Origin of the sequence: Desulfosporosinus youngiae DSM 17734, assembly GCF_000244895.1 — a bacterium.
GTDB classification, from domain to species: domain Bacteria; phylum Bacillota; class Desulfitobacteriia; order Desulfitobacteriales; family Desulfitobacteriaceae; genus Desulfosporosinus; species Desulfosporosinus youngiae.
This window is the reverse complement of sequence record NZ_CM001441.1, coordinates 5591086-5605970: the sequence shown is the minus strand read 5'-3', so window position 1 is coordinate 5605970 and position 14885 is coordinate 5591086. Positions and strand designations below refer to the sequence as shown.

Annotated in this window: 13 protein-coding genes and 1 pseudogene; 8 read left to right on the top strand and 6 right to left on the bottom strand. The window is 37.5% G+C overall.

The window, feature by feature from the left end; all coding sequences use genetic code 11:
• Window positions 1-2: 2 nt before the first annotated feature.
• The 3 genes from DESYODRAFT_RS26165 to DESYODRAFT_RS26155 are packed head-to-tail and all read left to right on the top strand — an operon-like array spanning window position 3 to window position 5110.
• On the top strand, window positions 3-2807 hold the full coding sequence (locus DESYODRAFT_RS26165; RefSeq protein WP_007787651.1) for a helix-turn-helix domain-containing protein: 2805 nt from the start codon (window positions 3-5) through the stop codon (window positions 2805-2807).
• A gap of 10 nt (window positions 2808-2817) precedes the next feature.
• Window positions 2818-4434, top strand: a complete 1617-nt coding sequence (locus DESYODRAFT_RS26160; RefSeq protein WP_007787649.1) for a site-specific integrase — start codon at window positions 2818-2820, stop codon at window positions 4432-4434.
• Window positions 4427-5110 (top strand): hypothetical protein, encoded by a 684-nt coding sequence (locus DESYODRAFT_RS26155; protein ID WP_007787647.1) that lies wholly within the window; start codon window positions 4427-4429, stop codon window positions 5108-5110. Before DESYODRAFT_RS26160 ends, DESYODRAFT_RS26155 begins: the two co-directional genes overlap by 8 nt.
• Before the next feature lie 240 nt (window positions 5111-5350).
• Here the strand turns inward: DESYODRAFT_RS26155 and DESYODRAFT_RS26150 are convergent, their stop codons facing one another.
• From DESYODRAFT_RS26150 to DESYODRAFT_RS26815, 5 genes are all read right to left on the bottom strand, one after another.
• Complete coding sequence (locus tag DESYODRAFT_RS26150; RefSeq protein WP_042339194.1) at window positions 5351-5605, bottom strand: hypothetical protein; 255 nt, start codon at window positions 5603-5605, stop codon at window positions 5351-5353.
• A 162-nt stretch (window positions 5606-5767) separates the two neighbouring features.
• Entirely contained in the window at window positions 5768-6856 is a 1089-nt protein-coding gene (locus DESYODRAFT_RS26145) for a Ger(x)C family spore germination protein (RefSeq protein ID WP_007787646.1), read from the bottom strand.
• Window positions 6853-7974, bottom strand: a complete 1122-nt coding sequence (locus DESYODRAFT_RS26140; protein ID WP_007787645.1) for a GerAB/ArcD/ProY family transporter — start codon at window positions 7972-7974, stop codon at window positions 6853-6855. Before DESYODRAFT_RS26140 ends, DESYODRAFT_RS26145 begins: the two co-directional genes overlap by 4 nt.
• 4 nt (window positions 7975-7978) lie before the next feature.
• Window positions 7979-9466, bottom strand: coding sequence for a spore germination protein (locus DESYODRAFT_RS26135; RefSeq protein ID WP_007787644.1), 1488 nt, complete (start codon window positions 9464-9466; stop codon window positions 7979-7981).
• 419 nt (window positions 9467-9885) lie between these two features.
• Complete coding sequence (locus DESYODRAFT_RS26815) at window positions 9886-10773, bottom strand: conserved phage C-terminal domain-containing protein (RefSeq protein ID WP_242833726.1); 888 nt, start codon at window positions 10771-10773, stop codon at window positions 9886-9888.
• 560 nt (window positions 10774-11333) lie between these two features.
• Between DESYODRAFT_RS26815 and DESYODRAFT_RS26125 the strand changes: the two genes are divergently transcribed.
• The 5 genes and pseudogenes from DESYODRAFT_RS26125 (at window position 11334) to DESYODRAFT_RS26100 (ending at window position 14398) form a co-directional block, all read left to right on the top strand.
• Window positions 11334-11570: a hypothetical protein gene (locus DESYODRAFT_RS26125; RefSeq protein ID WP_007787641.1), complete on the top strand. Its 237-nt coding sequence runs from the start codon at window positions 11334-11336 to the stop codon at window positions 11568-11570.
• Window positions 11571-11640: 70 nt separating this feature from the next.
• Entirely contained in the window at window positions 11641-12120 is a 480-nt protein-coding gene (locus DESYODRAFT_RS26120) for a hypothetical protein (RefSeq protein ID WP_007787640.1), read from the top strand.
• 41 nt (window positions 12121-12161) lie between these two features.
• The gene (locus DESYODRAFT_RS26115; protein ID WP_007787639.1) at window positions 12162-12548 is read left to right on the top strand and encodes a DUF6979 family protein; all 387 of its coding nucleotides are present in this window, start codon (window positions 12162-12164) and stop codon (window positions 12546-12548) included.
• 782 nt (window positions 12549-13330) lie between these two features.
• A pseudogene (locus DESYODRAFT_RS27765) lies at window positions 13331-13839 on the top strand (IS1634 family transposase); the annotation flags it as partial.
• A gap of 310 nt (window positions 13840-14149) precedes the next feature.
• On the top strand, window positions 14150-14398 hold the full coding sequence (locus DESYODRAFT_RS26100; protein ID WP_007787636.1) for a hypothetical protein: 249 nt from the start codon (window positions 14150-14152) through the stop codon (window positions 14396-14398).
• Between the two features lie 120 nt (window positions 14399-14518).
• Here DESYODRAFT_RS26100 and DESYODRAFT_RS27760 read toward each other — a convergent pair whose 3' ends face one another.
• Complete coding sequence (locus tag DESYODRAFT_RS27760) at window positions 14519-14713, bottom strand: DUF3102 domain-containing protein (protein WP_242833518.1); 195 nt, start codon at window positions 14711-14713, stop codon at window positions 14519-14521.
• Between the last annotated feature and the right edge of the window lie 172 nt (window positions 14714-14885).

Genomic DNA, 14885 nt, shown 5'->3' with positions numbered 1-14885 from the left:
CATTGCAATCTAAACCGGAATTTCTGACAAAAGCTGAACTCGCAAGAGTTTTGAATGTCACCTATGGCACTATCATCAGATGGATAGCAGAAGGAAAAGTTCCTTTGATTAAAATCGGTAATAAAGTCCTAATCTCACAGGAATCTATTCCATTGATAAAGAGGAATATCGGACATATAAATACTGACGAGTACATGGGGCTAACTGAATTTCTTGGTTTATTTAAAATTAGCCACGAAACTTATTTGAATTGGATTAAAAGGGGATGGGTTAAAACCAGTGTACAATTCGGCAAAAAGGTTTACATCCCACTTAGTTCGATTAATGAGATAAAGAAGTTAAGTGGCTACGTTAATGAGGAGGATTATATTAGCGTTAAGCAATTAAGCAGCATGCTAAATTTGAGTCCAGAAAAAATTTTAAGATTAATTAAAAGCGGATTACTTGTAAGTTACCATCTGTACAAGGACAAATATCTATTTAAATCCGACTCAATTGAGGATATTAAACAAAGCATCGGTTATATCGATGATTATAATCCAAATGAATACTTAAGGATAAACCAGGTTAAGGAAAAATTGAATCTCGACTTCAATTTTCAATATTGGAAAACGAAAATACCGTACATCTTACATATGGGAACCCCTTATATAAATATTAAGGATTTACCCCTAATTTATGACGTTATAAAACATGATAAAGGCAAACCGGCCTTTACCGAATATCTAGGGCTTGAAAACTATGTAGATACCAGCAAGGCTGCAGAATTATTAAAAATCAGTAAAGGCACGTTATCCCAAAAAATAAACTCTGGAATAATCAAGGGTGCTATTAAAGTTCCGTTTAATACAAAGCAAACCAAATGGATGATTCCGATGGAATCAATCGTGGATTATAAACCCCAAAGCCGAATTTCTTTGATAAAACACAAAAAAGCAATTCTCATGCCTTCCAATACAATAAATCTTAAGACTATAGCCGATAAGACCGGATTGTCATTGCAAACGCTAAGGATAAAAGTTAAAAATAAACAGTTGTTTACAAATGCCCAAAAGGTTAAAGGGTTGTATTGTATACCGATTGAAGAAGCAGATGAATTTATCGCTTCGAGGCCTAAACAACAGTATCATAAAAAGGGCATAATTTATACGAACAAAGATGCGTTGGAAGAACTTTTACGCTTTATATCGGCTTTCCCTTTGCCCTTTAATTTGAGAAAAACGCAGGATTTATTTGTAGAGTTCTGTAAAATTAAATTAGGCAAATTAAGAGGCAATCCGAGTCATGTCCAAAGCTTTTTTGGTTACTACCAGTCTGTATTCGAGATATTAGGGACTTTTAGTAAAAATCTGTACGAGTTAGATGTCAGTTTTATTGATTCTATTATATACAATAAAATGACAAGCGATCATAAAAGGCGTATCTTTATTCATTTCTATGAATATTGCTACACAGTCCAAGGTCTGTCGATTCCGAAAAAATATGTTGTTTTTAAATCAAAAAAAACTAAAAGGGAAAAGGAAATTTACTCTCCTGAAGCTTTTTATTCATTTTACAGGTACGTTAAAGATCTAATGTTACATTTGCCTAATGCGATTAACAATCAATATTACGCAAATATGTGGGCATATACAATAATGCACCTTACGGACGCATGGAGAGCTACCGACATTGTTTTTAATATGCCGAAAATCGATATCTCCTCTATTCAGGTTGATTCTTTTGACTGGTTTAAAGCCAATGTCTTATCAATTACGCAATGCCAAAAGGTTATTAATCAATTGTATCTGCATTTTCGTTCAATCAGAACAAGTAAAACGACCACGTTTGTTACATTTTTAGTTGAGCCGGAACTGGTTGAGCCATTGTCTACAGCATTGATCATTTCAGAATTACATAGGCAAAAGGAGGCTCAATCGTTTCTCCTTGAATCATTTATTTATGGAGAAAGAAAAACTGTGGCTACCTCGGGGAAAAATCGTCACCAAGAATTTTTTAAATTCAATTCATCCCTTGAGCCCTTTAAAAGTCTGAAGTTTAACAACAGCACGTTAACTTACTTTTTTTATAGCATAGGTGATGAGGACGGCAATGATTCTGATGTGGCTCTGGAACTTACTCAAAGGATAAGGTCCCACAATAGGGCGGAAACTACAGCCATTTATGTTCAAGCAACAAATAGGGATGGGAGCTTAAATCAAGTTTCCTCAAACCTATTCCGGCGAGGGCATTTCGGATGGCTCTACAATTATTTAATTTTATTGGCAAGCGAAAAAGTTGATGTTACCCGAACAATGGAGGAAAAAACCGAAGCGATTGTTACCCTTCGGAATCAATTAGGCAGCCCTAACCAGGCTGAAAAGTGGGCGCAATTTCTTTTAAAAATTAAGCAAAAGCGAAATTCTGTTATGACAAGATTGGCAAAATTGAGCAAGGAATCTCTAATAGAAATTATAATAAAAATTTTTAAGGGCGAAATGCCTTCAAAAACCGAAAACGCCCAGTGCATAACGCACCCTATTTGTGAATACCCGCGATTAAACTCGTGTTATTCATGCCCCAACATTATTCCGAAAAATTACTTATTTATTGAACTTAGTGGAGAATTTGATCGTTTAATTAATTCAATTGAAACTACTCAATATAGTACCATTCGAAAAAAAGATTCATATTTTCTTTTGAATTTATTACTCCTGCTTGACGAGGGAATCAAATTTTTTGGAGGGGAGTATATTGAAGCATTTATAGAAATGCAAAATGTACGAAATAAGCTTAGCGAACTGGCTGACAAAATTTATATTGAATAAGGTGAACAGCTTGGAACTAAAAATTTCTCAAGATTTATTCAGCCACGCTAATGTAAGCGTAGTCGAACAAATTTATTACGACGAATCAGAAACAGAACGTTATCTGAGCACTTTTTTGGCTTTAAAAGAAAATGGGTATATTATTGCAGAGTCTTTTAATGATCGCACCTGGATTATGCCATGCCCAATAAAGGCAAACGATTTTCGACTGGCATTTGATATAGAACTTTTCGAGGAATTAAACCAAGCCATTAAGGCCTTTATCACGTTCCGTAGATCAACAGGAGTTAGCCCTCATAAGTGTTACGATGAACTCCAACTCCTCAAAAAGACGATTAGGGTATCGAACGGCTTTAAAAAAACCGACAGGCTGAAACAGACGATGTTATCAATGTCGGAGCCGCGTTCTTATAACCTTTCAAACGTGTTAAAGAACTTTATCAGTTTTTTCCCTTGCGATCAGGAAAATCAGATATTAAGTATTTGCAACACCGTACCCTTTTCAAAATCAAGCAGCCGGGATTTGCCGCATTTTAACGACGTACTGGCATTCAACGATATCTTAAACGACTTTTTTCAGACCAAGCCAATTGAACAGACCCTAAAATTCGTGCCAATTATGATCTGGTGGCTTGTTTCGAATATTATACCTATGCGACCAACAGAGTTCCTTTTAATGAAGATGAATTGCTTGGAACCAAGACCAGACGGAACTATTTGGCTTAAAGTACCAAGGATCAAGGATCATAATGATACACCCAAAAAAGAAATTCATTATGATTTAATCCAAATTGATCGTCAAACGTACCAGATTATCTCTTCCTATAAATTTAAGTTAGAGGAATTGGGAATTGAAGATGAATACCTTTTTCCACGGGATTTTTATCAAATGTTCCGAAAAAGACCCAAAAGTCAAGCGTTTAATAGGATGACTCTCTACAATTTTGATTTTTTACTGCTAGAGTTTTATACCGAGGTAATTGAAGGCATATATTCGGAAAACAACCTTGAGAGAATTAAGCCAGGTGATACCAGGCACTTCGCAATTATCAATATGTTTTTACAGGGCTTTAACATGCTTTCCATTGCAAGAATGGCAGGACATGATGTAATAGCCACACAGGAAAATTACTACTCTCATGCGGAACATTTTTCCCAATCATATGTCTATATCCTGGCTCAGCACATTCTGGAAGAAAAAATTTCTAATGAAATTCCCGAGGGGTTTATCGGATGGAGAAGGGATGTTTACAATAGAGGAAAAATTTACAATGATAAGGATGCCTCTAAAATGTTAAAAGTGGATTACGGTTTTTGCAAGGAGAAAATTGAAATCTTCCCTAACTCATGCGTCGAGGATTGCAGGATGTGCAACAACTATATCTTTAAGCCGGATATCGATAAATACGAACAAGGAATACAATGGTTACAAGACTTCTCCACCTTCCTAAATCAACGCATGAATGAAATCCTTCTAATTATGAGGGAACAATGCAGTTCATCACTCCTATCTAAACACCCTGGTTCAGAGGAATTATTAAAAACAAATTCAAAGAATCTGGTCAAATACATGAATCAAAAAGCAATGGTTGATTCAAGACTGATAGAGGAGGACAGGTATGACTAAAGAAAGGGTTGGACAGGCTGGCAAAGGTAGACCTTCCAACTATAGTGATGAGCAACTTAAAGAAATGGCGTTACAGATTAAAAATAAAATCAAGGGGCAAAAACTAACATATCTTTTCTTAGAAAAGGAAACCGGAATTGGCAGAAATACGTGGAGTAGGCGTATACCCGAAACAATCGATGAATTAAATAAACCAATCTCAAGGTCTATTGGATTTACAGATAATGATGATGTATATTTCCCAAATATTGAACAAATATTTGAAGTGTACAAAAATGACAAGAACAAAATAATTCACGAGCTGCATTTTATCGAGACGACCTTCATTGAACTTTATAATGAGGCAAAGAATTTGAAAGAGGAGCTCAATCGAAGAAAAGGTGAAAATGAGGAGTTAAGGCTTAGAAACGACGAGATACGGCTTTTACGGGAGCAGGTAAAACATTATGAACAATTGTACAATGAACAAATGGTTTCAAGCGCATTCCCTCACCTACACTCTCAAAGCCAGCTTAAAGATAATTTAATTATATTTGACAGTAATAACAGGAAACATACGACTCTTGAAAATATGGAATCTTTATTCGAAACCAAAGGCTCTAATCCTGCGGAGAAAAATTCTAACCTTTCAAATATAGAAAACAGGTTTGGTAACATTTTCAAGAAGGACCTTTAGGTCCTTAATTCTTGTTAGGCGAAGCAACCAAAACTCAGAAAAAGGTACCTAGGTACTAATAACGGGTTCCATTCTTAGGTTCAAAAGTCAAAATCGCATTGAATTTCTCAAAGGTTTTCGCTCAGATAATTAAGGCTAAAAGAGCTAAAAACACCTTGTTCAGCTAAGAGCAAAAAACATGAAAAGAGGGCGGTGACTATGAAGTCATCGCCTTCTTTCACTGGAGCGTAGGCCCAATCCTTACATCGAGTTATAAGAATAACTGGAAGTCAAAGTTTTAAAGATACGTTCAGAATTTGGGTCTTTAGCGAATGTAATTCTGCAAGTAATTCCTATCGCGCTAAGTAATTTAAAAATCGCCTGAGGTCCTCTTGTGTTGCGTTTTCCATCTTTTTTTGCGGTTACATAAAGTCCGAAATTTGTTGTTAAAAAATCAATACTAGATCCCTTAACCCATACACCATCTTCTTTTAAAAATCCATCTATATCTAACACTATATGAACAACGCTATACGTGCGAGTTGCATCCTGTGCAAAAAACCACAGATTAACTGTGAGATGCTAATAGCAATGTTTAGATTAGTCGAGTAACTTTATTTGATGTATTTGAGATGTGATTGTCCACTAATCAACGACCAATCTTAATTCATCCATCACTTATTTGTTCACATTCGTCATTGTTTGGAGATCAAGCTGATAATTGATCTGTAATTCCATATTCCCCCATTTCCTTAACCACTCTTCGTCCTTGATTGGTTGCGAGAAGGGGGTAAGCGAGTGTGTCCCCACTTGTAAAGGATCAACTTTCCACTGTTGCATTTTCTGTAGTAACGCAGTTGTTTGTTTTTCCAAATAGGATTTGATCTCTTGATTAAGGTCCTCTAATTCGTCACTATCGACTATATTTTTATCCCCCCGGTACTCCTCGATTCTGCCAACCAAATTCACCTTAATTGAAATTGACGAGTAGTCTGGAGCTAATTTTATAATAACCTTTGAACGAATCTGACCTAAAGAGACGGCTAAGGACGGAATCGGTAAGAGTTTGAGGTAATAATCGTTATTAAGGAGTTGGAGAATTTGATCATTCATGTCGCTGATGGTTGCAACTAATTTGTCATCCTTGAAAAAGGCAGTTCCATTGTAGATGAAATTTTCTTTGTTAACTTTAAAAACAGGCAGTATGGGATCTGAAAATGGAGAGTACAACCGTTTCAAGAATTGATGCAAATTAATTACAGTGATATCCCCTTGATTTTTTGTTTCATAATGTTTAAGCATGCGATAAAGAAAATAATCTAGGTTTTCTTGTTTATCTACTTGATTTCTGATGTAATCATCAAAATTTCCTTTGATGACCACGAGATAGAGCCGTTGGGAGATATCGGGATCTGTGAGAAGGGTGTCGATAAGGGGAAGAATCCCTTTTTTGGCAAGCTCTTCGCTGATAAACAACATTCTGAGTTGTCCTGATTTCAATTCGCGATAATAAACTAAATTAAAGTCCTTTCTTCCCTGTTTTAATAGATTAACTTGAAGGGTGAGCATACTTTTCTTCTCATTGATCAATGGCGGCACCAATGTGCTTATTTTCAATTTACCTGACTCACCTTCTTGGATAGACCAGAAAATAACAGGAGCGATTTCTTCGACCGTATTGTTCTCCACAAAAAAAGAAGAACATCCGCTCAAAAAGACGATATTTATTATTATCATCAATAAAACTACTCGTTTTATATGCGTCATACTTTGAAACGCCCCTTCAGTTTAGTGGCTACCAGAAGGAAGGCCGGAACTAAAAGGTAGGTGAATGCTCCTACTCCAATCTGAAGGTTCAGCCAAATGTTCTGTTCTTCGCCGGATTTCCAGAACCACTCATTGATTACGAGGATACTTACAAGAATTATTATAAAACTTGCCGCAAAACCCATTCGTGTGGTCTGTCGCACCCCTTTTCCCAAGAGGATTCGGATAGCCCCATAAAATAATAAAATGAAAATTGAGTTAACAAATACAAGGACAAACAGATGGACCGAGATCAAAACTATATCAATTCGTTCATAGGCAGGAAATTGCAGGTACCGAACCATATCAAGTACAGGATACTTCGTTTTGTCTAAGTAATTGGAACCAAAAAATAATAGCGATGATATAAATAAGACTAGATATTCTAAGACTGAGATCGTATTGCCGATCGTCAAGTATTTTAGCATCTTTTGCTTTGGCCTTAGCCAAGGAGTCAAACATACCAAAAATTCAACTCCTGACAGTGAGGACCAAACCAATAACAACCCTTTCCAAGAAATTGCCGACCATTCCGGCGGCATCAAAGGATATAAATCATGCATAGAAGCAATCGGCGGAAAGAAAAATGAATAATATATGATCACCATCCAAATTGTACTTAGAAATGCGATCACAACAAAACGTATGGTATTCTCCATCCCTTGAGAGGCTAGGTAAAAGCAGACTATAAAGATGGAAAGAATTAACCAATTGGAAGTCATCGAGGGAAATATATATTGGTGCGCGATTTCCACAAATCCCAGTGTCATTACAGTTATTCTGAGCAAGATTAGAAACAAACCAAGAAAAGCAAATACTCTAACCGTCCTTTCACCTAATAGCTGCACGAATCCTTGATAACCCTGCACTGAAAAATCAGATGAAAACCACTTGGATAACAGCATCAAATTAACTTGCGACAAGATTCCTACGGCCATAATCCCCATAATCATATAAGGATGAACTAAATGCCTCGGCATGATTATAAAATAGTAAAGCATTTGCATTCGATTGACCATCAACATGAAATAAACGCCGCTAAAGGGAGACGATTTTTCAAATAACGAAGGTGAGGGCAAGTGATCATCTCCTTCGGCTGGATCGCCATTTCTGCAGGGGATATAAAGAAACAGGACGCGTCTTGATCCACTGCAAGGGTGCGCGAATAAAAAGATCCTTCCAATCGCTCATATGTAAAGGAGCAATTGGGGCAAAGTAAGGCTGTTTCAGTGATGTAAGCCCATTCAAATGAACGAGAACTATAATGAACCCAAGTGCCATACCAAATATTCCAAGAATTGACGAAAGTAGCATAAAAGCAAATAAAAGTAGCCTGTTAGCTTTGACCATCAGATAATTGGGAACTAAAAACGAAGCAATTGTGGAAATACCTACTGTGACAATTAACACTTTACTTGCAAATCCGGCTTCAACAGAAGCCTGCCCAATGACAATCCCGCCAATTACTCCTAAAGTTTGTCCAGTCTTCGTAGGCATTCGAAGACTGGCTTCAATTATGATTTCGATTATGATTAACATTAGAAATGCTTCCCAAAATGGGGTAAAAGGCAATTTGCTTCTGGATTCTAATAAAACGAATAGCACTTGAAGGGGAAACATTTGATAATGATGTGTGTTTATAGCGACATAGAGAGGGATCATGGTCAGCGAAAGAAAAAAGCTTACAAAGCGAACGCCACGCAAAAAACTTCCAATCAGCCATCGATGGATATAATCGTCGGGAGAGATAAAGAGATCAAAAAATGTGATAGGGGCAATTAATGCAAATGGAGTATTGCCAACCAAAATCGTGAGTTTTCCGGCGCCCAAAGCATAAACACATGAGTCCGGACGGTCTGTCTGTTGGAATTGGGGGAAGATACTATGAACGTGATCCTCCATAAACGCGGCAACTTGAGATGAATCTAAAAACAAATCATAATCAATAGTAAGAATTTTACTTTTCGCAATGGTAATTAATTCAGGATTAGTCAATCCCTCAATGTACATAAGTACAATCGGTGTTCTAGTTAGAGAACCGACTGTGAACTTTTCCGTTTTGAGTTTCGTCAGTGGTAGCCGCCTTCGAATCAGTGTAACATTTTGTTCTATTTGTTCACTAAAGCTATCTTTTGGACCGAATAAAATGGTTTCCGTTTCAGAGGATTCAATGGAACGGCTTAATGGATTTTCTAGTTTAATGGCCAACCATTGGTCCTCACTACGATCACGAAGAAGTATCGCCCCCTCCATCAGTTGCCTCTGAGCCTCATCTAAGTCATTGACTTTCGATGCTTTACAAACGTTTATACATTCGTGAATAGGGGCTGGAGAATGATGGATCAACGGTTCAATAATTTCATCATTCAAACGTTCTTGATTAATCAACGTTCTTATATACAGAAGTGTAACCTTATGGTCTGGATTAATTTGACGTTCAATGATTTCTGCATCATCCATGTTCACCACAATGTTTTTCAGAGTATCTAGTGTTAAAGTTGTATTTTCAACTTCCTTGTTAGGGTCATTTTGTTTCCGGTCGCTTCCACTTTTCCTCTTTTTCCAAAACATAAGCGGTCAACACCTTAGATTAATAATTTAGCGATAAAGGTAAAATATAGAATTTTATTATTCGCATTTATTATGATTAGTTCCGCTTCATTTTATACTGGACAAGAAATTCAAAAAAGGCCCTGAAAGATACAATAGCCTAATTAAATGATACCTGCATAAATTTATTTGGAGGAGATCGCTGAGGAATTGAAAAGAATTTCGGTGATTGCGTCTTTACCCCGACAGGGATGTTCGCTAAACTCCCATTTAGTGAACTTCCAGTTATCCTACTAATGCGAAAACTAGTTTCCACAATTAAATCTGGCAACGATTATCTAATTATACAAAACGATAAAGTCTTCTGATTATCTCATTAATAGATTAGGAGATTTACGCCTCTGTAGTATCAGTTTGCCGATTCAAGCATGGTTTAGAGATTATAGATAGAAATTTTCGTACTTGTCGTTTTTCTTTTTTAATCCTGTCTGTTTTATATCGCCATTCGAGGATGAATTAGCATTCAGATATTTTTCCCAATGTCTAGGACGAAATAGTGTCTCAGGGCAAAGTCGAACGTTCATCTTGGGATCATCTAGCCACACAGAAACCATATTGTCAATAATCCGAATGAACTCGTCTAGCTTTTTACCTTCCTCAAGCATTTTGTCTATTGCAGTTAATGACTCTTTAGTATCTAGCCCGAAATTCTTACCTGTCATTTTGTTTAGATGGGCTATAATTAGTCGTCTCTCTTCCGAGTGGTCAATATCCGAAAGAATTTTCTTCTTTCTGCCTCGTCTTAAAGGGCTTTGAGTATGTTCGTTCTCACCATAAAACTTTGAGAAAAGGTTAATTCCATCTTGATGCTTCTGATGCTCTTGAGAGGTGCTAAAAGACTCTACAGCAATATTATTTACAGGTTGTTGACATGAGGGATTCTGTTCATTTTTCACAGCATCAAGAGACCGTACTTTAATAGTCTTAGCTTTCTTACAAACGCCAGAAACCAAAATCTCGTCCCCACTTAGCAGATTACGTAAGACCTGAACTCTGTTAATACCTAAGCCAGCGGCCAAATCGTTAAAACGCTCTTCAAAAACCTTGTTCAACCTGATAGTGATTATGGAAGGTGTCCCTTCTTTGGCTCCAAATACATCTTCTATAGTTATTTGTTGTAAGGTTTTGGCCTTTTCTTCTATCATGTCAATAAGAATAGTATCGTTAGATAATAAATTCCGAATCACCTGGGTTCTATTGAGTCCAAGACGTGCTGCCAATGAATCAAAACGTTGTACGTAGTCAGCATTAAATCTAAATTGAATCATTCCTGCCAAAACAAGCACTCCCTTCGCACTACACAAAAAATACCCTGTACATACAGGGTACATATATAAACACTAATTGGCAATATCAAAATCAGCGCGAAGCCTATTATTATTTTATGAATTTGCACAAAAATACCTTTCCTAATCCATCATTTATGTACAAGAAAGCAATTATGTACACTCGGTAAACATCACATCAACGCATATAAAATGGCAATAGGGATTGAATTATAATTATTGTACACCTTTTTTTATGGAGATACTTTTAGCTCGCTAAGCCATTCGTTGCTGTCGAACGGGCTATCTATCTTGAGTAGAAGCATTGAGCTTATAAACATAACTTACACCTCTACCGAAGTTTAACATGGGAAAAGCTTACAGTCAGGTGGGAAGTGTTGGTAGACTGGAAGGCTGGAGGGGTTGACGCTAACTAGGTGCCCTTTTTTGGTTTGTCGCACTAAGTTGGAGGAATTTAGAAACTTATAAAGAATTATCATATAGAATGTCAGAATAATGGAATGTGCTAAGGAATACGAGCCTTAAGCAAAGGAGAAATACGAATGACGCAACCCGAGGCTATTATTGAAGCTTTTAAGGCTTTAGGTGGAACAAAAAATAAGTATGAAATTGAAGAATATGTTTGTCAGAAATACGGGGACTTATGGAAAGATTTCGGTACCCCTATGGCGGATATGGTTCCGATATCTTGTGGTGGAAATAGCTCTTCAAATGTCCGAGAGGATTTACGTGTTCTTGAAAGGGTTAATCCTGGCGAATACCGTTTAATTACGAATTGATCGGGTGAAGCTGGTCTTGAGCAGTAATGTTAAGGAAAAAGTGCGCATTAAGTTTGGAGGTTAAATTGGCATGAGTCAAATACAAGCTGATGTGTTATCGGTTGCAGCCCGGAATACATATCCATTTATAGTTGCTTATTCTGTCCATGCCTGCCCCAATGAGGGCCCTAGGTTTCAGTATAGACCATCTAAATATATTACTTTTCGTAACCCACAAGGTGGCGAGATGGAAAAGCTTTACCTTGTCGATAAGACTGTGGTATTAAATCCATATGAACCCACCTTGGAAGAGAGATTGGGTCATATGGAATCTTCGTACTCGAAAAGAATAGCTGGATACATTAAAGAACGATTTTTGAAATGGGAGTTTTCTCATCACAACGAAGACTATAGATTTTATATCCTTTCGGAAAAGGGGCAAATTGAATTACCCCATGCCCCAAAACCAAGCGTAAATAATTCCGGTGGGTGGTACTATACTTTAGCAGAACTTCTAAGTGGAAAGAAAATTGTGGAGGTAGAGTCAAGAGCAATAGGCAATAGGGAGTAATTTCCATCTTTCGGGACTTATTATTTGTTTGGAGGGCCATTATGAATAAGTATGGACAAGCTGCCATTAAAGCGGTTGATTTAATAGAATCAAAACATGCAAACACACCAGAAGCCGCATGGGAAATGGCAACGATAGAGATTTTTGGCGAAGGGACATCCGGTCAAAGCAAAGGGTGCCCAAGAAGTACTTTCCTAGCATTATGTGAGACGGGTAAAGTAAAAGGTATAAAGTCAGGCGTTTATATTTCAGCTAAGGAAAACAAAGAATATGCTGTCAAAGCACTGAAACTCCTTGTCGACAACCCGTCGCTTTCAAATGATAAGAAAACTCTTTGGAATGAAACAAAGGGTGGGATAAAGAAATCACACAATTCTCAGATGGATGTTGTGCTAGCTTTATGGAACGAAGGGTTCATTATAATTTAAGATGTAACCTATTGGTTAGGTGAGATGGGAGTTAAAGATGAGCATTATCGAGCCTACTTATTTACCTTTTTCAGGCGCAACATTAGTGAAACACTTTGCTCCTGGCCATACCGAAGATGCAAAGAGTATCTAAAATATTACCTCGAAAGCGCCAAACGCTACAAGGAACATGCTATTTCGGATAAAGTCGGGGTTACTATAAGTAAAGTAAAACTTCCCCGCCAGTTGGAAAAAGATGAGCGGTTTTGGGTAGTTGCCTGCTTATAAACTATTACTACTCAGATAATAGGAACGATTTATTCTCCAACCTGCTATCTGCTACTTTGGGAGAGAAACCACCAATTGAAGGTATCACTTCATGGAGAGAATGCTTAGAAGGAAATCTCCAACTTTACTTTGAGGTCGCTTTACCTTCACCAAAATCGTACAAAAAGTGGCTTGCGGAACATTTACAAAGTCGTCATTTCATCCCTTATGTTTTAGAGGCGGCCTGTAAATTTGGTGAGGATTTCAGGCCTGATCTTGAAGGAGCGACCCATGTAGATGCACTTTTGATTAATCCTGATACTCAGTTTGCCATACTTATTGAGGCTAAAGTATTGTCAGATATTTCATGTCAAATCACTTATGATGCGATGAGAAACCAAATAATTCGAAACATAGATGTTCTACTTGAAAAAAACAAGGAGATGGACCAGCCCTTATCTTTACGTCTTCCAGACCACACCCTTTTTGTGTTATTAACCCCTCAAATGTTTAAGGACAACCCAAGTTCGCGAACTCTAAAGGATCTGATTGGTAACAGCGAATACAAGCGTTATCTTAATGTCGTGGATGAAGCAGCAACGATTAATGAAGAGAGAAGCTAAAGCAGGCAACGTTATTTGATGGACTGTATATTCTGCAGACCAATACTCAGTTGCCAACGGCAGAAGTAGCTACGGCTTATCGCAGCTTATGACAAATTGAACGTGCCTTTAGACATCTTAAAAGCACCTTAGATTTACGGATTGTTTTCCATTGGACAGAGAAACGAATTGCCGGCCACATCATGCTTTGCTTCTTAGCCTTGGTTGTTCAGATTAAGTTTCAAAAGCTCCTGACCGATTGTAACAGCGAATACGGATACACTGAAGTCATTCGGGAATTACGTAAGGTGCATATCGTGAAATTAAACACCAAAAACAAGGAACATTTAGTTCGTACGGAAGTCCATGGCGCTGCTGCAGTAGCGTTTAAAGCCGTAGGAGCCAGAGTTCCGGATCGAGTTCAAACCTCAATGCACAGCTAATTACTATAAAAAGCTAATTGTAGTGGCACGCCCATTTTTGATTTTCTTGAACCCTTGTGTAACAAGGGTTCAAATTAATTGACTGTCAAACACCAGTCTAGTTGTAGGCTAATCGTTTAGAAGATAAAGAATCTAGCAATGGTCTTGTACGGCCTATTTCAATAATCTTAGTAACTTTTAGTTTGTTATGAATTAAAATAAATCTCCTTTACTGGAAGGAAATTTACAGAAAGCGTTGTATAATTAAATGTTTTGTTTTAAGAAAATTTCGCTAATTTAAAATCAAAAATTGAAAAATAATTCCATAGACATGGGAATTGTCGATCCTGACCTAGCTTATGACTCAGATCAGGTTGGTGAAAATGGGTTTCCAGTTCCTGAATCAGAATTAACTGAAATTGAGAGTATCGTAGGAGAAAAGATGAGAAAACAAAACAAACATAAAATAGGCATTAAGGTTTTTAGAAAAATGCCACAAAGAACGTTCATTGAACGACCGCATACACCAGTTGAAGAAAAAGAATATGACGAAGAAGGATATGAAATACTACATTACTAACCATTTGGCAGACAGTTGACTCATTATGTGTAGCAAGCGTTTGCCTGGCCGCCCTCGGCCATTATCAAGCCTGGGATATTTTATCCGAACCCCTCAGAATCCGCCATGATACCCTCCTGGCTAGAGCCTCAAAGATCCATAAGACCATGGTAGAAGCCTTAGAAGCAGACCCCTTCGCCGTTCAAATTCGGAACCGATTCCGAATTTGGACTGTCCTCTGGGTCGGCAGTCAGCTTGGCCCCATACTCCATGATTGACCATGGATTTAGCCTCCGTCAGGTGCCCTCCGATCTTGACTGAGATGTAAAGCAGCACTCTGCCGTTCTGATCTTTAATACGGTTAATTTGACCGCGATAATCTGCGGCCTTCGCTCAGTTAATCCGTTTGCCATGGTTTCGAGCTTCTCTTCTTATTCATAAGCTTTTCCTAAGGAAAAGCTCCCATAAGACAAGACGGATTTGAACAATCTTACTCATAGCCTATGTG